At 56.5% G+C, this 23,628-nt stretch carries 23 protein-coding genes; 12 read left to right on the plus strand and 11 right to left on the minus strand.

The annotated features are described in order from the left end of the window. Positions 1 to 16: 16 nt before the first annotated feature. Positions 17 to 916, minus strand: coding sequence for a LysR family transcriptional regulator (locus tag KIF87_RS14235; RefSeq protein ID WP_213329074.1), 900 nt, complete (start codon positions 914 to 916; stop codon positions 17 to 19). Between the two features lie 119 nt (positions 917 to 1,035). Between KIF87_RS14235 and KIF87_RS14240 the strand changes: the two genes are divergently transcribed. Then, positions 1,036 to 1,794 carry an SDR family NAD(P)-dependent oxidoreductase gene (locus tag KIF87_RS14240; RefSeq protein WP_213329139.1) on the plus strand — a complete coding sequence of 253 codons (759 nt, stop codon included), beginning with the start codon at positions 1,036 to 1,038 and terminating at the stop codon, positions 1,792 to 1,794. Between the two features lie 173 nt (positions 1,795 to 1,967). After that, positions 1,968 to 2,567: a response regulator transcription factor gene (locus KIF87_RS14245; RefSeq protein ID WP_213329075.1), complete on the plus strand. Its 600-nt coding sequence runs from the start codon at positions 1,968 to 1,970 to the stop codon at positions 2,565 to 2,567. Here KIF87_RS14245 and KIF87_RS14250 read toward each other — a convergent pair. Together KIF87_RS14250 and KIF87_RS14255 are read right to left on the minus strand one after the other, a co-directional pair. Next, positions 2,546 to 2,884: a lysozyme gene (locus KIF87_RS14250; protein WP_213329076.1), complete on the minus strand. Its 339-nt coding sequence runs from the start codon at positions 2,882 to 2,884 to the stop codon at positions 2,546 to 2,548. The genes KIF87_RS14245 and KIF87_RS14250 overlap by 22 nt on opposite strands. Positions 2,885 to 2,955: 71 nt before the next feature. Further along, a complete protein-coding gene (locus KIF87_RS14255) occupies positions 2,956 to 3,495 on the minus strand; it encodes a GNAT family N-acetyltransferase (RefSeq protein WP_213329077.1) in 540 nt (179 codons plus the stop codon). Positions 3,496 to 3,643: 148 nt separating this feature from the next. Between KIF87_RS14255 and KIF87_RS14260 the strand changes: the two genes are divergently transcribed. Next, positions 3,644 to 5,233: an STY4199 family HEPN domain-containing protein gene (locus KIF87_RS14260; protein WP_213329078.1), complete on the plus strand. Its 1,590-nt coding sequence runs from the start codon at positions 3,644 to 3,646 to the stop codon at positions 5,231 to 5,233. Between the two features lie 59 nt (positions 5,234 to 5,292). On the opposite strand, the gene KIF87_RS14265 is transcribed toward KIF87_RS14260, so the two are convergent. From KIF87_RS14265 to KIF87_RS14275, 3 genes are all read right to left on the minus strand, one after another. After that, positions 5,293 to 6,942, minus strand: coding sequence for an alpha,alpha-trehalase (locus KIF87_RS14265; RefSeq protein WP_159515086.1), 1,650 nt, complete (start codon positions 6,940 to 6,942; stop codon positions 5,293 to 5,295). A 182-nt stretch (positions 6,943 to 7,124) separates the two neighbouring features. Beyond that, the gene (gene gorA, locus KIF87_RS14270) at positions 7,125 to 8,477 is read right to left on the minus strand and encodes a glutathione-disulfide reductase (protein WP_213329079.1); all 1,353 of its coding nucleotides are present in this window, start codon (positions 8,475 to 8,477) and stop codon (positions 7,125 to 7,127) included. Between the two features lie 71 nt (positions 8,478 to 8,548). Beyond that, positions 8,549 to 9,391 carry a 23S rRNA (adenine(2030)-N(6))-methyltransferase RlmJ gene (locus tag KIF87_RS14275; protein WP_023333753.1) on the minus strand — a complete coding sequence of 281 codons (843 nt, stop codon included), beginning with the start codon at positions 9,389 to 9,391 and terminating at the stop codon, positions 8,549 to 8,551. A 207-nt stretch (positions 9,392 to 9,598) separates the two neighbouring features. On the opposite strand from KIF87_RS14275, the gene prlC reads away from it, so the two are divergent. Then, positions 9,599 to 11,641, plus strand: a complete 2,043-nt coding sequence (prlC, locus tag KIF87_RS14280) for an oligopeptidase A (protein ID WP_213329080.1) — start codon at positions 9,599 to 9,601, stop codon at positions 11,639 to 11,641. Positions 11,642 to 11,648: 7 nt separating this feature from the next. Continuing rightward, the gene (gene rsmJ / locus KIF87_RS14285) at positions 11,649 to 12,401 is read left to right on the plus strand and encodes a 16S rRNA (guanine(1516)-N(2))-methyltransferase RsmJ (protein WP_213329081.1); all 753 of its coding nucleotides are present in this window, start codon (positions 11,649 to 11,651) and stop codon (positions 12,399 to 12,401) included. 98 nt (positions 12,402 to 12,499) lie between these two features. On the opposite strand, the gene uspA is transcribed toward rsmJ, so the two are convergent. Beyond that, positions 12,500 to 12,937 carry a universal stress protein UspA gene (gene uspA / locus KIF87_RS14290; RefSeq protein WP_003861223.1) on the minus strand — a complete coding sequence of 146 codons (438 nt, stop codon included), beginning with the start codon at positions 12,935 to 12,937 and terminating at the stop codon, positions 12,500 to 12,502. 283 nt (positions 12,938 to 13,220) lie between these two features. On the opposite strand from uspA, the gene uspB reads away from it, so the two are divergent. Beyond that, positions 13,221 to 13,556 carry a universal stress protein UspB gene (gene uspB, locus KIF87_RS14295; RefSeq protein ID WP_003861224.1) on the plus strand — a complete coding sequence of 112 codons (336 nt, stop codon included), beginning with the start codon at positions 13,221 to 13,223 and terminating at the stop codon, positions 13,554 to 13,556. 53 nt (positions 13,557 to 13,609) lie between these two features. Here uspB and pitA read toward each other — a convergent pair whose 3' ends face one another. Further along, positions 13,610 to 15,109, minus strand: a complete 1,500-nt coding sequence (gene pitA, locus KIF87_RS14300; RefSeq protein ID WP_213329082.1) for an inorganic phosphate transporter PitA — start codon at positions 15,107 to 15,109, stop codon at positions 13,610 to 13,612. A gap of 228 nt (positions 15,110 to 15,337) precedes the next feature. On the opposite strand from pitA, the gene KIF87_RS14305 reads away from it, so the two are divergent. The 3 genes from KIF87_RS14305 (at position 15,338) to KIF87_RS14315 (ending at position 18,230) form a co-directional block, all read left to right on the plus strand. Further along, positions 15,338 to 16,531 carry a BaiN/RdsA family NAD(P)/FAD-dependent oxidoreductase gene (locus tag KIF87_RS14305; RefSeq protein ID WP_213329083.1) on the plus strand — a complete coding sequence of 398 codons (1,194 nt, stop codon included), beginning with the start codon at positions 15,338 to 15,340 and terminating at the stop codon, positions 16,529 to 16,531. Between the two features lie 108 nt (positions 16,532 to 16,639). Next, positions 16,640 to 17,038 carry a potassium channel family protein gene (locus KIF87_RS14310; protein WP_213329084.1) on the plus strand — a complete coding sequence of 133 codons (399 nt, stop codon included), beginning with the start codon at positions 16,640 to 16,642 and terminating at the stop codon, positions 17,036 to 17,038. Positions 17,039 to 17,204: 166 nt separating this feature from the next. Beyond that, a complete protein-coding gene (locus KIF87_RS14315; RefSeq protein WP_213329085.1) occupies positions 17,205 to 18,230 on the plus strand; it encodes a TerC/Alx family metal homeostasis membrane protein in 1,026 nt (341 codons plus the stop codon). Positions 18,231 to 18,290: 60 nt separating this feature from the next. On the opposite strand, the gene KIF87_RS14320 is transcribed toward KIF87_RS14315, so the two are convergent. Beyond that, positions 18,291 to 18,953 carry an HAD family hydrolase gene (locus tag KIF87_RS14320; RefSeq protein ID WP_014885577.1) on the minus strand — a complete coding sequence of 221 codons (663 nt, stop codon included), beginning with the start codon at positions 18,951 to 18,953 and terminating at the stop codon, positions 18,291 to 18,293. A 296-nt stretch (positions 18,954 to 19,249) separates the two neighbouring features. Here KIF87_RS14320 and KIF87_RS14325 point away from each other — a divergent pair, with 296 nt between their 5' ends. Next, on the plus strand, positions 19,250 to 19,720 hold the full coding sequence (locus KIF87_RS14325) for an NlpC/P60 family protein (RefSeq protein WP_249665911.1): 471 nt from the start codon (positions 19,250 to 19,252) through the stop codon (positions 19,718 to 19,720). Between the two features lie 2 nt (positions 19,721 to 19,722). On the opposite strand, the gene KIF87_RS14330 is transcribed toward KIF87_RS14325, so the two are convergent. Together KIF87_RS14330 and KIF87_RS14335 are read right to left on the minus strand one after the other, a co-directional pair. Then, on the minus strand, positions 19,723 to 20,517 hold the full coding sequence (locus KIF87_RS14330) for an SDR family NAD(P)-dependent oxidoreductase (RefSeq protein ID WP_021242161.1): 795 nt from the start codon (positions 20,515 to 20,517) through the stop codon (positions 19,723 to 19,725). A 32-nt stretch (positions 20,518 to 20,549) separates the two neighbouring features. Continuing rightward, the gene (locus KIF87_RS14335) at positions 20,550 to 21,431 is read right to left on the minus strand and encodes a LysR family transcriptional regulator (RefSeq protein ID WP_213329087.1); all 882 of its coding nucleotides are present in this window, start codon (positions 21,429 to 21,431) and stop codon (positions 20,550 to 20,552) included. Between the two features lie 99 nt (positions 21,432 to 21,530). On the opposite strand from KIF87_RS14335, the gene KIF87_RS14340 reads away from it, so the two are divergent. Both KIF87_RS14340 and arnB read left to right on the plus strand, forming a co-directional pair. Next, positions 21,531 to 22,037 carry a phenolic acid decarboxylase gene (locus KIF87_RS14340; protein WP_024908855.1) on the plus strand — a complete coding sequence of 169 codons (507 nt, stop codon included), beginning with the start codon at positions 21,531 to 21,533 and terminating at the stop codon, positions 22,035 to 22,037. 451 nt (positions 22,038 to 22,488) lie between these two features. Beyond that, the gene (gene arnB / locus KIF87_RS14345; protein WP_023309541.1) at positions 22,489 to 23,628 is read left to right on the plus strand and encodes a UDP-4-amino-4-deoxy-L-arabinose aminotransferase; all 1,140 of its coding nucleotides are present in this window, start codon (positions 22,489 to 22,491) and stop codon (positions 23,626 to 23,628) included.

A 23,628-nucleotide genomic window follows, 5' to 3' on the forward strand; every position in this document is an offset into this window, starting at 1 on the left:
GAATTATAGCTTGCGACTAGTCCACGTAAGCTTTTGTGAGTTCGGTCAGCCACTCCATGAACAGATGGACCCGTCGGGAGAGGTTGCGGCGGTGGGGATAAATCAGGGAGACGGGCATCGGTTCGGCCCGGTATTGCGGGAGGATCTCAATCAGTTTCTTCGCGCGCAGCAAATCGCGCACCCCAACCCGCGGAACCTGAATAATGCCCAGCCCGGCGAGGCAGGCAGCCTGGTAAGTTTCCGTGCTGTTGACGGTTAACACCCCGCCCGTTTTTATCCACTGCGTCGCACTGCCGTTATAAAACTCAAAGCCCTGCGGGCGGGTTCCCAGCATCGCGGCGTAGTGGATGACGGCGTGCGAGCCTAAATCGTCCAGCGTTTCCGGGTAGCCGAATCGCGCCAGATAATCCGGGCTGGCGCAGTTAATCACCGACAGCTTGCCCAGCGGACGGGCAATCAGCCCTGAATCCTTCAGCGCGCCGACGCGGACGACGCAATCAAACCCTTCACGGATCACATCCACCAGGCGATCGCTGCTGCTGAGTTCCAGTTCAATGCCCGGATAGTGCTGCAGAAAAGCAGGCAGTTTGGGGATGACTAAATTTCGAGCAACGCCGACGGGCATATCCACGCGCAGACGGCCGCTGATGCTGGAGGGATCGTGCTGAAACATGCCGTCGAGTTCATCAAGGTTTGCCAGCAGATCTTTTGCCCGCTCGTAATAGACCATGCCGTCCTGCGTCAGGCTGACGCGGCGCGTGGTGCGGTGCAATAGCTGGGTGCCAAGCCGGTTTTCCAGAGCCTGAATTTGTCGTGAAACGCTGCCTTTCGGCAGGGTTAATGTTTCGGCCGCGCGGGAAAAACTCTCCAGTTCCGCGACGCGGACAAATAGCTGCATTGCGTGAATTTTATCCATAGAGGAAGCTCATTGTTGTTCCTGCTGAAACAGTGAAGCGCTTTAACCTATCTTTATTGATTTTCTATCACCTAATAAGCTCTTTCTCAATCTCCTTAACAGCCAAAACGAGGTATATGATGAGTGAACGTATCGCATTAGTGACGGGTGGTAGCCGCGGTCTGGGTAAAAACGCTGCGTTAAAGCTGGCGGCAGACGGCACGGGAATCGTCCTGACATACAACCGTAGCCAGCAGGAAGCGCTGGACGTTGTGCATGAAATTCAGCAAAAAGGCGTCAACGCAGCGGCATTACAGCTCAACGTCGGAGATATCACGGGTTTTGATAATTTTGCCCAACAGCTTCAGGAAACCCTTAGAACCGTCTGGCAGCGTGATACCTTTGACTATTTATTGAACAATGCCGGAACGGGTTTATATGCGCCCTATACCGACACGACGGAAGCGCAGTTTGATGAGGCGCTGAACATTCATTTCAAAGGGCCTTTCTTCCTGACCCAGCGCCTGCTGCCGCTGCTTAACGACGGGGGCCGGATCCTCAACGTCTCCAGCGGGCTGGCCCGTTTTACCCAACCGGGCTCAGGGACCTACGCGGCCATGAAGGGGGCGATGGAAGTGCTGACGCGCTATCAGGCGAAGGAGCTGGGCGCGCGCGGGATCGCCGTCAATATCATTGCGCCGGGCGCGATTGAAACCGACTTTGGTGGCGGACGCGTGCGCGACAACGCAGAGCTGAATCAGCTGCTGGCCTCGCAGACGGCGCTGGGGCGGGTGGGGCTGCCGGACGATATTGGCGATGCCGTTGCGGCACTGCTCAGCGATAAGCTGGGCTGGATGAATGCGCAACGTATTGAAGTGTCAGGCGGTATGTTCCTGTAATGCACGCGCGTAAGGGGAAGGAACCCCTTAAGGAAATCCTTAATATGAATGTGTCTAAATACGGGCAGATATAAAGAACTCGGGGGGATTTGTAACGTCTCCATTCGTTGAGTTTTTTCTTAAATCACCCCTCTGTAGAATCCCCCTTCGCTATTCTCAGAGGGAGAAAAACGATGCGAGTAATCATGTTTGACAGGCAGTCACTCTTTATTCACGGAGCGATACACAGTCTTCAGGCGCTAATTCCGGAAATAGATATGACAGGGACCTGTCAGGCAGACGATTTATGGGCGCAGGTTTCCGCTTCGCCGTCAGCTATCGTCATGATTGACGGGCATTTAATTGATGATGAGGGGAGCGCTTTGCTGGAAGAGATGATGCAACGCTTTCCGGCGATACGCGTGATTCTGGTTCTGGCGAAAAAAGAGGCCAGATGGGTTGAGCAGTTACGGCAGCGAAACGTCATGGCCATCATTCCCCGAAATGCCCACCCGGAGCGCTTTTCCGCCGTGCTGGATTCGGTGTCCAGAGGGATGGTCTGTTTTCCCGGAGAGTGGGTCAGACAGCCGTCGTCTCAGGCGTTATCATGCCTGAGCGAGCGCCAGCGCGACGTGCTGAAATTGCTGGCGGCGGGGGAGTCAAACAAAGAGATTGGACGCAATCTCAACATCAGTGCGGCCACGGTAAAAGCTCACCTTGAGGCGCTTTTCCGGCGGCTGGAGGTGAAAAACAGAACGCAGGCTGCCCTGTTCTATACCCGTGCAACGGCCTGAAAAATCGCGTTTGGGAGCGAAGGCATCTCGCCGAAGCTGAATATCATCATAACCAGCGCATCATGCTGCTGTTGGGTTAATGGGCGTGTCACGCTTTCCCGCAGCAGCGCCTCACACCGCTGAATATCGTCATGCAGCAAATCTTCTGCCTCGGCAGGCGTGATGGGACCGTGAAAATGCGCCCGATCGCGGAGCACGTGGCCATAGCCGATAACCCATAATCCGTTTTCGTCACGATATTTTTCCAGAGAAAGACCCTGATATTTTTTTATTAACGCAATGGCGGCAGAAGATATTTTCAGCGCATGACCTTTCATATTCGTTTCCTCTTAATAGCGACACTGTAGAGGAAACGGCGTTCGAGAAATATCCGCCAAATGGCTGTTGATCAGGAATTATTATTCAGGTATTCCTGCTGTAATAAACCAAATAACCAGTCATTTTGCCAGCGACCCGCGAGGTAATAACTCTCGCGTAATTCACCTTCCAGGCGAAAGCGCGCTTTTTCCAGCAGGCGTCTTGAAGCAGTATTCCCCGCGGTGACGGTAGCGGTGAGTCGACGTATACCGCCCTGATGAAAAGCGTAATCGCAAAGCGCGTTCAGGGATTCAAAGCCGTAACCTTTCCCCTGCGCCTCGGGGGCGAAAAGGAAGCCCACTTCGGCACAGTCCTCCTCCCGATGAATATACCCGGTAACGCCCAGCGGGGCCTGGGAGGCGGCGTCACGTACGACGAGACAAAGCCAGTGCGCGCTGCCCGGTGCCCAGGGCGTCAGGCGCGAATCAAACGCCTCGCGGATGGCTGCGACGGGGCGGTCCTCCGCCACAAAGCGCATGACGTCGGGATGCTGCTGGAGCGCCAGAAAAAAGGGCCAGTCTTGTTCCAGCAGAGGCGAGCAGTTAAGGCGAGGGGTAATTAAAACCGGCATTCAGATTCTCCTGAAACATTTTAAATGATTTTAGGGTTGTCACTTTATTTCAACAGAAAGTCAGGTATGGTTAACCGCGTATAAATAAAAAGAAAAAGGGCCGTCTCGTGCCCATTCCGGATGTCTTCGTTGTCGCTTAAGGAAAACAATGACTCTCAGCACATCACACCATATTCGCGAACAGTTCGAACACTGTCTGGCGGTCATTCGCCATGCGTCGGTGGAAATTTTGCTTCTTCTGAATGTACATGCTTCTGAGGGCAAAGATCCACGCTGGTTCCTGGAACAACTCGACAGCGCGCGATTAGCTCTGGGCGGCTGGGGAGCCGTTGCGAAAAAACTCAACCTGAATGATGCCGAGATGTCGGAATTTACCCTCCAGCTGCGCCTGCTGCAGCAGCGCGTTCCGCAGTATGAAAGCGGACAGGATGTGAGTGAAAACCAGCTTATTGCGGCGATGCGGTTTGTGACCGCGCTGGAACATCTTCGCCTGCAACAGCCGCTGTTGACCTACAGCACGGACCTGGCGCCGGGAAGCGAACTGCAGCAGCAGCAGGCGCAAAAGCAGGTACGCGCGATTGAGCTGATGATTAAAGGGCTCATCCAGCAGGCCTGGCCCGATCAGGTGCGGCTGAACAATCATCTGAAGACTCTGTTTAACGCCGATCGCGTACGGCGCTGGCTGAAGCTTGGCGAGATCAACGATGTTCTGAGCGGCATGATGTTCAGCGAACTGGCGCAGATGCTGGTGGATAAAAAAGAGTTCAGCCGCTATTACGCTTCGCTGTTCAGCGACCCGTCCATGCTGACGCTGCTGGTTGAACCGCGCAAAACGCTGCAAACCTTCCTCGACGACATTCGGCAAATCCGCAACAGCATCACCGTTCAGAAAACGCTAAGCTCGGCGCAAACTCAGCTGCTGGATAACTATTACGCGCAGATCGCGCGGCCCGTTCAACGCGCGTTTGAAGAGGGGAGAACGCGCGTCAATCCGGCCGGATTTATGGCGGTAGATGCCAGCGAACTGCATACCTTCTGGGAAAAGGCGCAGAAAATGGATCGGGTCACCGGTGGGGATCTGTTTGAAGTCCGTGACACCATTGAAAAGCCGACCCAGCGCGCGCCGCGCAGCCCCGAACAACGCGAGCAGCTTATTTCCGGTGCGCTATGGGGGGCGGTTGGCGTCATGGTGATTGCCATCGTGGCGGGGGGATTCTGGCTGGTGACCAGCAGCAAACCGCAGCCTGCGACCGCCAGCGCGGCTGAAGCAGCCCCTCCGCAGGAAATGCGCGAGACGCCTTCCTCGCGCGAAACGCTCACGCGCATGGGGGTGACCTGGGACGAGAACAATTTCCGCTCGGCCATTAACCGCAACGATACCCGCGTGACCCTGCTATTTTTGCAGGGCGGCATGGACTGGAAGCTCTCCTGGACCGAAGAGGCGATGTCGGCAGGCTATGACGACGTGCTGGAGCTGATGTTACGCTACCGGCAGAACATGGTGGAAGAGAAGCCGTGCCGTCGTTTCATCAACACGCTCAGCCACGCCATGTCGAACGGCGAGTCTCTGACCTCGGTACGTAAAGAGTATCTCAAAGCGTTCTGCACCGTGCCTGCCGTGGTGAAACGCCAGCAGCACGATCTCGACATGGCCACACGCCGCGCGCAGTCACAGCCGGATGCCGCTTCGAAAAAATGGCAGTCCATTCAGACTGCCATTTATGAGGTGATTCGCTGATCTCTTCTCCCTCTCCCTGTGGGAGAGGGCCGGGGTGAGGGCACCAGACCGCACCCCACTTAAGGCTCCCCATACAACCCAATCAGCCGCCTCACCACGCCGTTCGTCCAGCCGAAACCATCCTGCAGCGGATACTCACCCCCGCCACCTTCTCGCGGGGTACTGCTGGCGATGTGGTACTTCTCAATCAGCTTATGATGCGTCTGATAAAAATGGTTCACCGTATGCAGCCAGCTCCAGGCGATCTCATCGCCCAGCGAGTCGTTGCCGTACTGCTTGAACCCCTGAATCGCCATCCACTGCAGCGGCGCCCAGCCGTTGGGTTTATCCCACTGCTCGCCGGTTTCGTACTCGGTGGCCAGAATCCCGCCTGGCGTCAGCAGCCGCGCTTTGACCGCATCAGACAGGCGCTCGGCCTGCTCGTGCGTCGCCATGCCCACGTACAGCGGCACAATGCTGGCTGCCGAGAACAGCGCCTGTTCCTCACGCCGCCAGTCGTAATCGCGGTAACAGCCGCTCTCCTCGTCCCACAGATAGCGGTTCACCGCCGCGCGCCGATCGTTGGCTTTCTGGCGGAACGCCTCTGCCGTCTCTTTATCTCCTTTCGACGCCGAAATGTTGGCGATAGCGCTTTCCAGCTTGAACAGGAAGGCGTTCAGATCGATGGGGATAAACTGCGTCGTGCGGATGCTGGCGAGCCGCGACGGATCGCGCAGCCAGCGGGACGAATAATCCCAGCCGGACGCCGCTCCCGCGCGCAGATCGCGATACACCTCGTTGGGCGGACGACCCGAGTGGCGGGCAGTTTCCACGTCCTCAATCCACGATTCGTCGCGCGGGGTATCACGGTCGTCCCAGTAGCGGTTGAGCAGTGAACCGTCCGGCATGCGCACGGCGCTGCGGTAAGCCTGGTTAAGCAGCAGCGACTCCGCGCCGTCCATCCAGAAGGCGTACTCCATTTTGAGGTGGTCCAGATAGCGTTTCGCACCGCGAACGCCGTCCTCCTCGAACAGCTCCACCATCAGGGCAAAGACCGGCGGCTGCGAGCGGCTGAGATAATAGGTGCGGTTGCCGTTGGGGATATGCCCGTAGCGTTCAATCAGCCAGGCGAAGTTGTCCGCCATACATTTGAGCAGATCGTTACGGCCACTCTCCGCCAGCCCCAGCATGGAGAAATAGGAATCCCAGTAGTAGGTCTCGCTGAATCGCCCGCCGGGGACGATATAGGCCTGCGGCAGCGCCAGCAGAGAAGACCAGGGAATATGATCCTGCGGCTCGCGCGTCAGCACCGGCCACAGGTTATCAATGTGCTCTTTCAGGGAAAGGCCCGGGTCGGAGACATATTCTGTGCCGTACGTTTCCGGCATCCAGAAGTGGTTCTCCACAAACTGGCGCAGGTCGAAATCCCGGTGGCGCCTGACCTTGCGGTAGCGGATCAGGATATCCAGCGGATCCATCTTCGGCGCGCAGTCGGGGAAGGTTTTACTGTCCGCAAACAGCCGCGACGACTGCACATGCTCGAACAGTTCAAGATAGCGGTCTGCGGGCGTCAACGCATCGGAGGCGGGTAGCCCCTCGATCATTTCGGGTTCCGGCTCCGCCTCAATCATTTCATCCAGTTTCAACTCGCAGGGATCGGTCTCGTAGCGCAGCTCTTCTGCAATCTCGAACTCGATGTTCTCGGTAGCCTGTAGTTTCTGGTTGAACATGGTGATAGGGACCTCCGGTTGTGTGTTCAAAAGACAGGTTTATCCGGGCGTCTTATAAGCGTAGACATTCGCTTCGGTAGTTGGGGAGGGATATGTGCGGTAGATCACTATTTTCGGAGCATTCGTTTTGCAACGATTTATGAATGTTAAAAAAAATGCCCCTCCGGGGAGGGGCATCAGGATTAACGCATGGTCACAAACTCTTCCGCGGCCGTCGGGTGGATTGCCACCGTGTTGTCGAAGTCTTTCTTGGTTGCGCCCATCTTCAGCGCCACGGCGAAGCCCTGCAGGATCTCGTCCATGCCGAAGCCGATGCCGTGGATACCGACAATCTTCTCGTCCGGGCCCACGCAGACCAGCTTCATGCGGCACGGCTGACGGTGCGAGGTGACGGCGGTGTACATCGCGGTAAACGCCGATTTATACACTTTCACCTGGTCGTCGCCATACTGTTCGCGCGCCTGCGGCTCGGTTAAGCCGACGGTGCCGATTGGCGGGTGGCTGAAGACCACGGTTGGGATAAGGTTATAATCCAGATGCTCGTCCGGCTTGTTGTTGAACAGGCGCTCGGAGAGACGACGACCTGCCGCAACGGCCACCGGCGTCAGCTCAACCGCACCGGTATTATCGCCGACCGCATAAATGCCCGGTACGCTGGTGTTCTGGAATTTATCGACGACGATATAGCCTTTTTCGTCGGTTTTCACGCCGGTCACGCCGAGGTTGAAGTTATCGTTCGCCGGTTCACGACCAATCGCCCAGATCAGGCAGTCGACGGTCTGGCTGCGGCCATCTTCCAGCTCAAGCGTCAGGCTGCCGTCCGCATTTTTCACTACCGCTTTTGGCACGGCGTTGGTGTGCAGGGTCGGGCCTTCGGCGTTCATCACTTCAACCAGCGTGTCGACGATCAGCGGGTCAAAGCTGCGCAGCGGCGCGTGTTTACGCACGAACAGGTGCGCCTCTGCGCCCAGGCCGTTAATCACCCCGGCCAGCTCCACCGCGATGTAACCCGCGCCGACAACGGCAACGCGCTTAGGCAGGGCAGGCAGCTCGAAGAAACCGTCGGAGTCGATGCCGTATTCCACGCCCGGAATGTTCGGGTGGCTCGGACGGCCGCCGGTGGCGATCAGGATGCGATCGGCGGTGATCGTCTCGCCGTTCACTTCGATCGTTTTCGCGTCCACAAAGCGGGCGAAGCCGTGGATGACGTCAACGTTATTTTTACCCAGCACGTTGTCGTACGAGGTGTGAATACGGTCGATGTAGGCGGTACGGCTGGCGATCAGCTTGTCCCAGTCGAAGTGGTTGATGGTGGTGTCAAAGCCGTAGTCCGGGCCATACATATGGATAGCTTCACGGATCTGCGCCGCATGCCACATCACTTTCTTCGGTACACAACCCACGTTCACGCAGGTGCCGCCCAGCGCTTTGGCTTCAATCAGCGCGCACTTCTGGCCGTACATGGCCGCACGGTTGATGGAGGCGATGCCGCCGCTGCCGCCGCCGATTGCGATGTAGTCATAATGCTTAGTCATAGCTTTTGTCCTTAATCGTGAATTGCCGCGATTGTATACCTGAAATCAATAGTTTCCACCGATGGCTGCAATTACTCCGGCACGATCCAACTGACGGTGGCGTGGCCTGTACCCGCTGGCACCAGCGTTTTATGCAGCCACGGCAGCACGTTGTTCATCTGCGCTTCTAGCTTCCATGGCGGGTTGATCACAATCATCCCGGAGGCGGTCATGCCGCGCTGATCGCTGTCCGGACGTACCGCCAGCTCAATCTGCAGGATTTTGCGGATGCCGGTCGCTTCCAGGTCTTTGATCATGCGTTTGATTTGCGCGCGCAGCACCACCGGATACCACAGGGCGTATGTCCCGGTGGCGAAGCGTTTGTAGCCTTCATGGATACCGGTCACCACCGCCTGATAGTCGGTTTTGATTTCGTACGGCGGGTCGATCAGCACCAGGCCGCGACGGGAAACCGGCGGCAGCTTGGCTTTCAGCTGCTGGTAACCGTCGGATTTTTCCACGCGGGCGCGGCTGTCTTTCTGGAATTCAGAACGCAGCAGCGGGAAGTCGCTCGGATGCAGCTCGGTCAGCTGGAGGCTGTCCTGCTCGCGCAGCAACTGGCGTGCAATCAGCGGCGAGCCCGGGTAGTAGCGCAGCTGGCCGTTGCGGTTGAAGTGATTCACCACGCCGATGTACGGCTCCAGCTCGGCAGGCAGATCGTCCTGCTGCCAGATGCGGGCAATCCCTTCCAGATATTCACCGGTACGCTCGGCATGCTCGCCGCTCAGCTGATAACGGCCCGCGCCCGCGTGCGTGTCCAGATAGAGAAACGGCTTCTCTTTCTCTTTGAGCGATTCAATGATCAGGCTCTGAACGGTGTGTTTAAGGACGTCGGCGTGGTTGCCTGCGTGGAAGCTGTGGCGATAACTGAGCATGGGTAATGATATTCCGCTGAAGTGACGATTTGCCACAGTTTACAGCAGAACGGCGCAGATTACCCGTAGGCCCGGTAAGCGCAGCGCCACCGGGCGTTTTTCGACAACCTTCGGCATTGAAATCCTCTACACTTAACCCCATTCTAGATCCCATATGCACAGCGCCGGATGCGCGCTTCATTCACCTATTTCAACAGGACAGCGTTTATGACCAATCCATTACTGACGCCTTTTTCGTTGCCGCCGTTTTCTAAAATCCTCCCTGAGCATGTGGTTCCAGCCGTTACGCAATCGCTGGACAACTGCCGCGCGGCGGTAGAAAGCGTGGTAGCGCAGGGTGCGCCGTACACCTGGGAAAATCTGTGTCAGCCGCTGGCCGAAGTGGACGACGTGCTGGGGCGTATCTTCTCCCCGGTGAGCCACCTGAACTCGGTAAAAAACAGCCCGGAACTGCGCGAAGCCTACGAGCAGACCCTGCCGCTGCTCTCTGAGTACAGCACCTGGGTCGGCCAGCACGAAGGGCTCTACAAAGCCTACCGCGACCTGCGCGACGGCGACCACTATGCCGAACTGAACACGGCGCAGAAAAAATCGGTCGATAACGCCCTGCGTGATTTTGAGCTGTCCGGGATTGGCCTGCCAAAAGAGAAGCAGACCCGCTACGGTGAAATTGCCGCGCGCCTGTCCGAGCTGGGCAACCAGTACAGCAACAACGTGCTCGACGCCACCATGGGCTGGACGAAGCTGATTACCGACGAAGCGGAGCTGGCGGGTATGCCGGAAAGCGCGCTGGCGGCGGCAAAAGCCCAGGCCGAGGCGAAAGAGCAGGACGGTTTCCTGTTAACGCTGGATATCCCGAGCTATCTGCCGGTAATGACCTACTGCGACAACCAGGCGCTGCGCGAAGAGATGTACCGCGCGTACAGCACCCGCGCCTCCGATCAGGGGCCGAATGCCGGTAAGTGGGACAATAGCCCGGTCATGGCGGAAATCCTTGCCCTGCGTCACGAGCTGGCACAGCTGCTGGGCTTCGAAAACTACGCCGATAAATCCCTCGCCACCAAAATGGCGGAGAACCCGCAGCAGGTACTCGACTTCCTGACCGATCTGGCGAAACGCGCCCGTCCTCAGGGTGAGAAAGAGCTGGCCCAGCTGCGCGCCTTCGCGAAAGCGGAGTTCGGCGTGGACGAGCTGCAGCCGTGGGACATCGCCTGGTACAGCGAAAAACAGAAGCAGCACCTCTACAGCATCAGCGACGAGCAGCTGCGCCCGTACTTCCCGGAAAACAAAGCCGTTAACGGCCTGTTCGAGGTGGTCAAACGCATCTATGGCATCACCGCCAAAGAGCGTACCGATATCGACGTCTGGCACCCGGACGTGCGCTTCTTCGAGCTGTATGACGAGAAAAACGAACTGCGCGGCAGCTTCTACCTCGATCTCTACGCGCGTGAGAACAAGCGCGGCGGGGCGTGGATGGACGACTGCGTGGGCCAGATGCGTAAAGCCGACGGTTCTCTGCAGAAGCCGGTCGCCTACCTGACCTGTAACTTTAACCGTCCGGTGAGCGGCAAGCCTGCGCTCTTCACCCACGACGAGGTGATCACCCTGTTCCACGAGTTCGGTCACGGTCTGCACCACATGCTAACCCGCATCGAAACCGCAGGCGTGGCCGGTATCAGCGGCGTGCCGTGGGATGCGGTCGAGCTGCCAAGCCAGTTTATGGAAAACTGGTGCTGGGAGCCGGACGCGCTGGCGTTTATCTCCGGCCACTATGAGACCGGCGAACCGCTGCCGAAAGCGCTGCTGGATAAAATGCTGGCGGCGAAAAACTACCAGGCGGCGATGTTCATCCTGCGTCAGCTGGAGTTCGGTCTGTTCGACTTCCGACTGCACGCGGAGTTTAGCCCGGAGCAGGGTGCGAAAATCCTTGAAACCCTGGGCGAGATTAAAAAGCAGGTTGCCGTTATTCCTGGACCAACCTGGGGCCGCTTCCCGCACGCCTTCAGCCATATCTTCGCTGGCGGCTACGCGGCGGGTTACTACAGTTACCTGTGGGCCGACGTGCTGGCGGCAGATGCCTTCTCTCGCTTCGAAGAAGAGGGGATCTTCAACCGCGAAACCGGCCAGTCGTTCCTTGATAACATCCTGACCCGCGGCGGGTCTGAAGAGCCAATGGTGCTGTTCAAACGCTTCCGCGGCCGCGAGCCGCAGCTGGATGCGATGCTTGAGCATTACGGGATCAAAGGCTGATTGTTACGTGAAGATCTGCTTAGTGGATGAAACAGGCGCCGGAGACGGCGCCTTATCTGTTCTGGCGGCCCGCTGGGGGCTGGAGCACGATGAAGAAAACCTGATGGCGCTGGTGATGACTACCGCGCACCTTGAATTACGCAAGCGCGACGAACCGAAGCTCGGCGGGATTTTTGTCGATTTTGTCGGCGGCGCGATGGCGCACCGGCGCAAGTTCGGGGGCGGTCGCGGCGAGGCGGTGGCTAAAGCGGTCGGCATCAAAGGGAGCTATCTTCCGGACGTGGTCGATGCCACGGCGGGGTTAGGGCGTGATGCCTTTGTGCTGGCGTCTGTCGGCTGTCACGTGCGGATGCTGGAGCGTAATCCGGTGGTCGCTGCGCTGCTTGACGATGGGCTAGCGCGGGGCTATGCGGACCCGGAAATCGGCCCGTGGCTGCAGGAACGACTACAGCTGATCCACGCCTCCAGCCTGACGGCATTGACGGATATCACCCCGCGTCCGCAGGTGGTCTATCTCGACCCCATGTTCCCGCATAAGCAGAAAAGCGCGCTGGTGAAGAAAGAGATGCGGGTATTTCAGTCGCTGGTGGGGCCGGATTTGGATGCCGATGGCCTGCTGGAGCCGGCTCGTCAGCTTGCAACGAAACGGGTGGTGGTAAAGCGCCCGGACTACGCGCCGCCGCTGGCGGACGTTGCGACCACTAACGCGGTGACCACCAAAGGACACCGGTTTGATATTTATCCGGGTACGCCGGAATAAAAAAAAGCCGGGTGGCGGCTTCGCCTTACCCGGCCTACGTCCTCGATCTATTCCCTCTCCCAGTGGGAGAGGGTTAGGGTGAGGGGAATTTAACGCACTTACTCGTCTTCTTCGTCACGCAGTGGAACAATCAGCATATCCACGTGAACGGTGTTAATCAGCTGGCGCGCTGAAGACATCAGCTTGCTCCAGAAGTCCTGATGGTGACCGCAAACCACCAGGTCCATGTCGTATTTCTTGATCGCATCAACCAGTACCTGACCCAGGTCGCCGCTGCCGCTCAGGGTTTCGGTAATAGGATAGCCCGCGTTGGTGGACAGTTCGCTCAGGGCGTGGTGAGTCTCTTCAGAGATGCGTTTCTGCATATCGCCAAGATTCACGTCGATCAGACCGGTGTAGAGGTCGGAGTAATTCACGTCAACGTGAATCAGCGAAACTTTCGCGTTGTAAGGGCGTGCCATGGATACCGCTTTATCAACCAGCACTTTGCTCTCCGGGGAGAGGTCTACCGCGATGAGAATGTGTTTGTAAGCCATAGTGTTACTCCTTCCTTAAGTTATCGATGACTAAATGGGAAAGCCGTCGTCTGATGCTTTCATTACGGCCCAGTTAAACATATTTTTCAAGCTTTGGTGTTGATAACGATTAACCTTGTGGCAAAAAAATTAACGGATCTCCTACACTATTAAATGAGCCGTTCGGATATTAAAACGCGAACCGGATCGACTTTTGGTCATTCTTTCACTGAACTGTCTGTCAGGGCATTGGGGTGCGGTAGCTCAGGAGCCTTGCTTCGTGGGCGGACGCCGGGGAGGATGTATGATTAGCACCGTCGCATTGTTTTGGGCGTTATGCGTGGTTTGCATAGTGAATATGGCGCGCTACTTCTCATCGTTACGTGCGCTGTTAGTGGTACTTCGTGGTTGCGATCCGTTGCTTTATCAGTATGTGGACGGTGGAGGGTTCTTCACCTCGCATGGACAGCCCAGCAAGCAGATGCGTCTGGTGGGATACATCTACTACCAGCGCTACCGCGATCATCACGATGAAGAGTTTATTCGTCGCTGCGAGCGCCTGCGTCGTCAGTTCATTTTGACCAGCGCCCTGTGCGGGCTGGTCGTGGTCAGTATGATTGCATTGATGATTTGGCACTGAGCATAAAAAAAGCGGGTCAGTTTCCTGACCCGCTTTTTGTCGCCTTCAACCGATTAAATCAGCTTCAGCGAGATCCAGTACAAACCGCCAGACAGCAGGATAGAGGCCGGAAGGGTGAACACCCAGGCCATCAGAATGTTGGTTACGGTTTTGCGCTGCAGGCCGCCACCGTCAACAATCATGGTACCTGCCACGGACGAAGAGAGTACGTGGGTGGTGGATACAGGCATACCGGTGTAGCTCGCCAGACCGATAGACACCGCCGCCGTCATCTGCGCGGACATACCCTGCGCATAGGTCATGCCTTTCTTACCGATCTTCTCGCCGATGGTGGTCGCCACACGACGCCAGCCAATCATCGTACCGATACCGAGCGCCAGCGCGACGGCCATGATGATCCAGATTGGCGCGTACTCGATGGTGTTGAGCATATCGCCTTTCAGTTTCTTCAGGAGACGCTGGTCGTCAGCATTCACGTCAGGCAGCTTCGCCACTTTATCCGTCACATCAGAGATGCAAAGCATAATGCGACGCAGCTGACCACGCTGCTCAACGGTCAGTTTGTCATAACTTTCGATATTGCCCAGCATGCCTTTCGCACGTTCCAGCGCGTTAATCGCGTTTGCCGGATGGCAGTGGAACTGGCCAGGCGCAGTTGCGGCACCGGCTTCCGGAGAAGGGATAATCTGGTCAACGCCGGTTGCCTTCTTCAGCAGATCGGGATGCTGCTGGAAGTAGGTTTCGACGTTGTTGACCGCATCGCGGGTACGGGTGATTTCGTAGCCAGAAGCATTCATGTTAACCACGAATCCCGCCGGTGCGACGCCAATCAGTACCAGCATCACCAGACCAATGCCTTTCTGACCATCGTTCGCGCCGTGTGAGAAAGCCACGCCGATAGCGGAAATGATCAGGGCAATACGCGTCCAGAATGGGGGCTTTTTCTTGCCGTCTTTCTTTTCACGCTCTGCCGGCGTCAGGTGAATACGGGAGCGTTTTTTGGTATTGCTCCAGTAACGACGCAGGATGAAGATCAGCCCGCCAGCCACCACCAGACCCACGATAGGGGAGACGATGAGTGAGGCGAAGATCCCCAGTACTTTCGGGATATTTAACGCATCAACAACCGATGTACCGGTCATGAGGGCGTTCGTTAACCCGATACCGATAATCGCGCCGATGAGTGTGTGAGAACTGGATGCAGGCAGGCCGAAATACCAGGTACCGAGGTTCCAGATAATTGCAGCAAGCAGCATTGAGAACACCATAGCGAGGCCATGGCCAGAACTAACGTTAAGCAGCAGATCCGTTGGCAGCATATGCACAATGGCATACGCAACGCTCAGTCCGCCCAGGAGGACACCAAAAAAGTTAAATACCGCCGCCATAACAACCGCAAGCTGCGATCGCATTGCGCGAGTGTAGATAACCGTCGCTACTGCGTTTGCAGTGTCGTGGAAGCCGTTGATCGCTTCGTAAAACAGTACAAAAATCAGAGCAAGCAATAATAAAAGCCCGGTATGTAAATCCAGGCCGGCAAACAAATGTAGCATAGGACGTTACGCCATTTTGAGGACATGAACGCGGCGCATTATCCAGGACAAATGCACGGCGGGCAAAGTGAAATATAGACTTTTTTTGACATACCACCTGATTTGAGAAAAGTGCCTGAAAGGATATTCTTTAAATTTCAAGGGAATGGCTTTGTAATATCTTTTTACGCTGGTGTGACCACAGAGGAAACTTTACAATCCGCGGCAGTTAACAAAGAGGGTTTTGACGTGGAAAGGTTTGATGCCGTGGTAATTGGCGCCGGTGCGGCGGGTATGTTTTGTGCGGCAATGGCCGGACAGGCGGGTCGTCGCGTGCTGCTGCTGGATAACGGTAAAAAGCCAGGCCGTAAGATCCTGATGTCCGGCGGCGGGCGCTGTAACTTCACTAATCTGTATGTTGAACCCGCGGCCTATTTGAGCCAAAACCGTCATTTTTGTAAATCTGCGCTGGCGCGTTACACCCAGTGGGATTTTATCGACCTGGTGGGTAAGCACGGCATCGCGTGGCATGAAAAGACGCTGGGACAGCTGTTCTGCGACGACTCCGCGCAGCAGATTGTCGATATGCTGGTGGCCGAGTGCGAGAAGGGCGGCGTCGTCATGCGCCTGCGCACTGAGGTGCTGGAAGTCGCCCGAGACGACCAGGGCTACACGCTGCAGCTCAACGGTGAAACCGTCAGCGCAGACAGCCTGGTGATCGCCAGCGGCGGCCTGTCCATGCCGGGGCTGGGCGCTTCCCCGTTTGGCTATAAGATTGCCGAACAGTTTGGTCTGAAAGTCTTGCCCACGCGCGCCGGGCTGGTGCCGTTCACGCTGCATAAACCGCTTCTCGAACAGCTTCAGACGCTGTCTGGTGTGTCCGTTCCCTCGGTCATTACCGCCGAAGACGGCACCGTGTTCCGCGAAAATCTGCTCTTTACCCATCGCGGTCTCTCCGGCCCTGCGGTACTGCAAATTTCCAGCTACTGGCAGCCGGGGGAGTTCGTCACGGTTAACCTGCTCCCGGACTGCGATCCCGACGCGTTCCTTAACGAGCAGCGTACCGCGCACCCGAATCAAAGCCTAAAAAACACGCTGGCAATGCAGCTGCCAAAACGTCTGGTAGAATGTTTGCAGGTGCTGGGGCAGATCCCCGACGTGTCGCTCAAGCAGCTTAACAGCCGCGAGCAGGAGATGCTGGTTGAGACGCTGACAGCCTGGCGCGTTCAGCCAAACGGCACCGAAGGCTACCGCACGGCGGAAGTGACGCTGGGCGGGGTCGACACGAATGAGCTCTCGTCCCGCACCATGGAAGCGCGCAACGTGCCGGGGCTCTATTTTATTGGCGAAGTGATGGACGTCACCGGCTGGCTCGGCGGGTACAACTTCCAGTGGGCATGGGCAAGCGGCTGGGCGTGCGCACAGGCGCTGGCAGAGAAATAATCACGCAACGCAATTATTGCACCAACTTTTCCTCTCCCTTCAACTAAGCTTCGACCAGGTGCCCCGCCGCGTTCGCGGGGCCTTATTCCTTTTGGTCGAGCACGCTTCATGCAGCTACTCAGTATTATTGTTTTGCTTACCCTCACCGTGGTGATCCATTCGCTGTGGATGTTTGGCGTTTTAAAATTCATTACGTTAGAAGTCGATTCTGCGGTACGCATTGTGTTACGCAACGTCGGTATCGTCATCTCCATGATCTTCGCCCATCTTCTTGAAGCCGGACTGTTTGCTGCGTTTTATTCTGCCATCGACGCGTTTAATGACTGGAACACCAGCTTCTACTTTTCGCTGGTGAGCTACGCGACGGTAGGATACGGCGACGTCACGCTACCCCAGCACTGGCGGCTCATCGGCGGTGTGGAAGGGCTGGTGGGCGCGTTGATGGTGGGCTGGTCCGTGGCGGTTCTGGTGGCGGTGCTGCAGCGTTTGCGCGGTATGAGCGCCTAAACGGCAGATGCACGAACCCCGTCGGGTAAGGTAAAGTACCCCTCCTTGCGCGGCCAGAAGGCTGCGATTTTGAGGGCGAAGAGGCTGATTAACGGCCCGCCCTTTTCTGTTCCTGGTTTACGCCAGTTTGCATGGTGTTGTGTTTTGTCTGCCAAAAGGGTTTTGTATGTCTGCTGCTCATCTCGGTTTCCCGACGGAAACCGTTGTTGTCTTTGTGGTGATGGCCGTTGGGGCGATGTTTATCGACCTCTTTATGCACCGTCACGATAAACCTGTCTCGCTGAAAAGCGCGGCGATGTGGTCCATTTTCTGGGTCATGATGGCGATGGCCTTCGCCGGATTCCTGTATGTTCACCACGGCGCCGAGATGGCGAGCCTGTTCCTCACCGGCTACGCGCTGGAAGAGGTGCTCTCCGTCGATAACCTGTTTGTGATGATGGCGATCTTCGCCTGGTTCGGCGTGCCGGATAAGTACCGTCACCGCGTGCTTTACTGGGGCGTGCTGGGGGCGATTGTCTTCCGCGGCATCTTTGTGGCGATTGGGACAAGCCTGTTAAGCCTGGGGCCGTACGTTGAGGTGATTTTCGCGCTGGTCGTCGGCTGGACGGCGGTGATGATGCTCAAACGCAATGAAGAGAGTGACGAAGTGGAAGATTACTCGGGTCATCTCGCCTATCGTCTGGTGAAGCGCTTTTATCCGGTCTGGCCGAAAATCAGCAGCAACGCCTTTATTCTGACGCAGAAAGAGGTGGATGCGGAGCTGGAGAAGCCGGAAAACCAGGACGTGATGGTTGGTCGCGTGAAGAAGGCAAAGCGCTATGCGACGCCGCTGCTGCTTTGCGTGGCCGTCGTCGAGCTTTCTGACGTGATGTTCGCGTTTGACTCCGTGCCGGCCATTATTGCCGTGAGCCGCGAACCGCTGATTATCTACAGCGCCATGATGTTCGCCATTCTCGGCCTGCGTACGCTTTACTTCGTGCTGGAGGCGCTGAAGCAGTATCTGGTGCACCTCGAGAAAGCCGTGGTGCTGCTGCTATTCTTCGTGGCGATCAAGCTGGGGTTAAATGCCACCGACCACTTCTGGCACCACGGCTACAGCATTGGCGCGACGGCCAGCCTGTTTGTGGTATTAGGCGTGCTGGCGCTGGGGATTATTGCGAGCGTGATGTTCCCGGGGAAACGTACTGCCTGATGCATCGCTTTTCTCCCTCTCCCTGTGGGAGAGGGCCGGGGTGAAGGCACCAGACCGCACCTAACCCTTAATCGGTGAATTCCGGCGCTTGCGCGGGTGATGGAAGTGCCGCCAGTGCGGATCCTGCGCCGCCGCCAGCAGCTCGTGGTCGCCGCGGGTGTCTCCCCAGGCGCGCAGGTGATAGGCGTTCAGATCGCCATACACTTTTTCCAGCCTTGCCACCTTCTGGGCGCAGCGGCAGTTATTGCCCGTGATGCGCCCCGTCAGCTTGCCGTCTTTCACTTCCAGCTGCGTGCCAATCAGCTTAATGCCGAGCTTATCCGCCCACGGCTGGAGCACCAGCGCCGGGGACGCGGAACAGATGGTTACCTCCGCACCGGAATTTACCTCTGCCGCCACCGCCAGAACCCCTTCGGGACGCATCAGCTTGTTCCAGTATTTTTCGCAAAAGGCTTCCGCCTGCTGGCGCAGCCAGTGTTCATCCACGCCCGTCAGGAACGTTTTAATCAGCACTTCCTTCAGCTCATCGCGCGTCAGCTTGCGACGCACGCAGTGGAGCGTGGGCAGCGCCATACGCACCAGGCGGCCCGCGAAGTAACGTTTACCGAAGGCAAAACGCAGGAAAGGAATAAAGCTGTCGTGGTGCGTTAATGTCCCATCAAAGTCAAAGACAGAGAGCACGCTGGATTTTGCCACCGTCTCGTCGGCAATCATATTGGTCATAAATACGTCTTAGCTGAAATACACATTCTGCGGATCAGTTTACCTGCTTTACCTCGACAGTCCTTATACCACCACCATTTTTTTCTCGAACTTGCGATCTCAAAGTGAGTCCATTTTTGGCCTCGATAAGGATTGGTGAAAAAACGAACTGTCTATATTATCGCCACATCGCAAGATATTTCGGGGAACCATTGGGCCCCACAGGTAAGGAAAAACTCACTCACTATTTCTTTCTTGATATGACACTTAGATCGCTTATTTCAATCCTCACGTTAAGTTTTGCTTCGTTTTCTGCAATGAGTTTTCAACTTCCAGCGTCGATGTTATCGATGAACAGCGAGCTGGCACTATCACCGGCGAAATCTGCGCTGGTGCATCCGGAAACAGGCCCGCTGCGCTCGCGCATTCTCGATCAATACCAGAAGTGGAAAGGCACCCAGTACCAGTGGGGCGGAACCACGCATCGCGGGGTGGATTGCTCCGCGCTCGTGCAGCACCTGTTCACCGATGCGGCGCATCTTAATTTGCCGCGCACGACGAGTGAACAGATCCATCGCGGCGTGCAGGTCGCGCAATTTCGTCTGCAGGCGGGGGATTTGGTCTTCTTCCAGACCGGCCCCAACCGCAAGCACGTCGGCGTTTATATTGGCAATAGCCAGTTTATTCATGCCTCAAGCAGCCAGGGGGTAACGGTCTCAACCCTGACTGATGATTACTGGCAGGCGCACTACATTACCGCCCGGCGGATCGCAGGCAGTGCGGCCTAGCGTCAGATGATGTCATCCACGACGCCGCCGTCGACGCGCAATGCCGCGCCCGAGGTGGCGGAGGCCTGTGGCGAACAGACATAAATCACCATATTGGCCACCTCTTCAACCGTGGCCGCGCGCTGGATAACCGAGCTGGGGCGGTTGGCCATCACAAACTCTTTCGCCAGCTGCTCCAGCGACTTGCCGGTTTTTTCGATTTCATCTTTCATCATCTCTGCGAAACCGTCTGACATCGTCGGGCCAGGCAGTACGCTGTTGACCGTCACGCCGCTTCCCGCCACGAACTTCGCCAGACCGCGCGCCAGCGAGAGCTGCGCCGTTTTGGTCACGCCGTAGTGGATCATATCCGCCGGGATATTGCAGGCCGACTCGGAGGAGATAAACACCACGCGTCCCCAGCCTTTCTGCACCATGCCCGGCAGCAGGGCGCGGGACAGACGCACGCCGGACATCACGTTGGTCTGCCAGTAGCGCTCCCAGGTCTCATCGTCGGTGGCATAGAAATCCTGCGGACCGTAAATCCCGGCGTTGTTGACCAGGATATCGACGTTATTCGCCACCTTCAGGAGCGATTCGACCCCTTCCGCCGTGCTGAGATCGGCAATCGCGGCGCGCACCTGCACGCCCGGAACCACCTGCTGTAGCTGCTGAATGCCTTTATTCACCGATTCCGTGCTGCGGCCATTGACGATCACTTCCGCACCGCTTTCTGCCAGACCTCTGGCAATGGCGAACCCGATCCCGCCGGTTGAGGCGGTCACCAGCGCCACTTTCCCCGTAAAGTCGATTTTCATCATCTGCTCCTTATCGTTTAAACGTTCGGACCTTAAAGCGTAGCAGGTGAGGATGACGGCTCCTGGCTAAAAAGGCGCAACAGCGTCTCAACCTGCTCATCAAGCGGGGCGAGGGTGCGCTTTACAATCAGGTGAAGCGGCGTTGCCCTGCGCGCGCCGTGGCTCAGCGGCAGGCGTTTCAGTACGCCTTGATCCAGCTGGGTCTGGATGCGTTCCTCTGGCAGCCAGCCGTAGCCGACCTGTGAGACGACGGCCTCAATGGCGGCATCGATGGTGGAGAAGGTCCACGACTCACCGGCAGCACGCGCGGCGGGCTGGCTGTCCGCAATCTGGATAAGCGGCCACGGGCGCAGCATCTCATCATTTAGCGGCGCGTCGAGGTGAAAGAGGGGATGCTGGTGATGGGCCACGGCAACAAAGTCGATATTCATCAGCCATTCGCCGAGCCCGGTAATGTCCTGGCGGCGGGTTAAGATCATCACATCGGCTTCGTCGTTAATGGCGTCGGCGCGGGTATTTTCCAGCACCTCGGTGAGACGGACCTGGGTTTGCGGATACTGCTGCTGGAACTGACGCAGGATGGCGAACAGGCGGCGGCGCGGGAAAATGGAGTCCACCACCAGATCCAACCGCGTGCGCATCCCGTTGCGAAGGGTCGCTGCGCGCGTCTCAACGTACGAAAACGCTTTCAGCAGCGGTTTAACCTGGTTGAGAAGCAGTTCTCCGGCCGGGGTTAACACCGCCCGTCGCCCCTCGGGGACCAGCAGCGCCACGCCCAGCCGCTCCTGCAGCAGCGACAGGTTATAGCTCACCGAGGACTGGCTGCGGTGGGTTTCTTCCGCGGCTTTGGCAAAGCTGCCCGCTTCCACGACTCGTTCCAGTAAAGACCATTGTTCCAGCGTCGTCTTGTGCATAATTTATCTAAAATTTGGATGAATTTGATTAAAACATAGCGTTATTCATTCATTTTTTGAAGGGGTACGATCGTCTCATCAAAACAAAGGAGACATCTTATGAACACCTTCGACAAACACGACTTAAGCGGCTTCGTTGGCAAACACCTTGTTTATACTTACGATAACGGCTGGAACTACGAGATTTATGTAAAAAATGAGACCACGCTTGATTACCGTATTCACAGCGGTCTCGTGGCCAACCGTTGGGTGAAAGATCAGCAGGCTTACATCGTGCGGGTAGGGGAAAGCATCTATAAAATTTCCTGGACCGAGCCAACCGGTACCGACGTCAGCCTGATCGTGAACCTGGGCGACAAACTGTTCCACGGCACCATCTTCTTCCCACGCTGGGTCATGAACAACCCGGAAAAAACCGTCTGCTTCCAGAACGACCATATTCCGCTGATGAACAGCTATCGCGATGCGGGTCCGGCGTATCCAACTGAAGTGATTGATGAATTTGCCACGATCACCTTTGTGCGCGACTGCGGTGCCAATAATGAAAGCGTTATCGCCTGCGCGGCCAGTGAATTGCCGAATGATTTTCCTGCTAATCTTAACTAAGCGCGACAGTTAAATGCGCGACAATTGATATTAATAGAAAGTTCCCGGAGGATGACGGAATTCCCCCCAAACCTCCGGGATTTTTATTTTGGTTGAGTATTCATTTACTTTTCTTATAATTTTAATGTAAACGAAATGAAATAGTAGAGTAATCGCTGTGAGTCCACCCACAAAAAACAAAAAAAATAGTTAGAATCACTATCTTGCTGTTGTAAAACGATTTTCTATTCTCTTCTATGTGCTGTTTCCCTTCTGCTTCTCGCCTGTCTTAATTTTTTCCTAAGAAAACGACGCTACTTTTGCTTCAGTTGATGGTTTGTTGACATAACGGGTATAGCGACTTAATTTTATTTGGTCTTTATTTAATAACCATCTTGCATGATCCCATTGAGCTGCCCATTACGACAGCGCAGTAAAAGATGACGCCTTTAATACAGCAAGGAAATTAATAATGAGTGATTTTCTGCCTTTTTCGCGACCGTCGATGGGCGCTGAGGAAATTGCGGCGCTTCAGGACGTTTTGATGTCGGGCTGGATCACCACGGGGCCTAAGAATCAGGAACTTGAAGAGGCATTCTGTCAACTTACCGGGAATCAGCATGCGATTGCCGTCTGTTCAGCTACCGCGGGTATGCACGTCACGCTGATGGCGCTGGATATTGGCCCGGGCGATGAAGTCATTACCCCCTCCCAGACCTGGGTGTCCACGCTGAATATGATCGTGTTGCTGGGTGCCACGCCTGTCATGATCGATGTGGACAAAGATACATTAATGGTGACGCCAGAAGCCGTTGAAGCCGCCATTACCCCACGTACCAAAGCCATTATTCCCGTTCATTATGCCGGTGCGCCGTGTGAAATCGACGCTATTCATGCCATCGGCGAACGTCACGGTATTCCGGTTATTGAAGATGCGGCCCATGCCGCCGGAACGTACTACAAGAACCGTCATGTGGGCTGGAAAGGGACGGCGATTTTTTCCTTCCACGCCATTAAAAATATGACCTGCGCGGAAGGGGGCTTAGTCGTCACGGATAATGCCCAGCTGGCGCAGCGGATCCGCAGTCTGAAATTCCATGGCCTGGGCGTAGATGCCTATGACCGCCAGACGCACGGTCGTGCGCCGCAGGCGGAAGTGATCGCGCCGGGCTATAAATACAACCTGGCAGACATCAACGCCGCGCTGGCGCTGGTGCAGTTAGGCAAGCTGAAAGAGGCCAACAGACGCCGCCAGGAAATCGCCGAACGCTACCTGCGGGAGCTTGCCGATACGCCGTTCCAGCCGCTCACCATTCCGTCATGGCCGCACGTGCACGCCTGGCACCTGTTTATTATTCGCGTTGATGAAGCGCGCTGTGGAATTTCCCGCGACAACCTGATGGCGGCGCTGAAAGAGAAAGGCATCGGTACCGGCCTCCACTTCCGCGCGGCGCACACCCAAAAATACTACCGCGAGCGTTTTCCTGATGTATCGCTCCCGAATTCTGAATGGAATAGCGCGCGTATTTGTTCCCTCCCTCTTTTCCCGGATATGACTCATGACGACACAACCCGTGTCATTACCGCACTCCATCAGCTTGCAGGACATTGA

The sequence above is a fragment of the Enterobacter sp. 120016 genome (assembly GCF_018383635.1).
Classification (GTDB): domain Bacteria; phylum Pseudomonadota; class Gammaproteobacteria; order Enterobacterales; family Enterobacteriaceae; genus Enterobacter; species Enterobacter asburiae_D.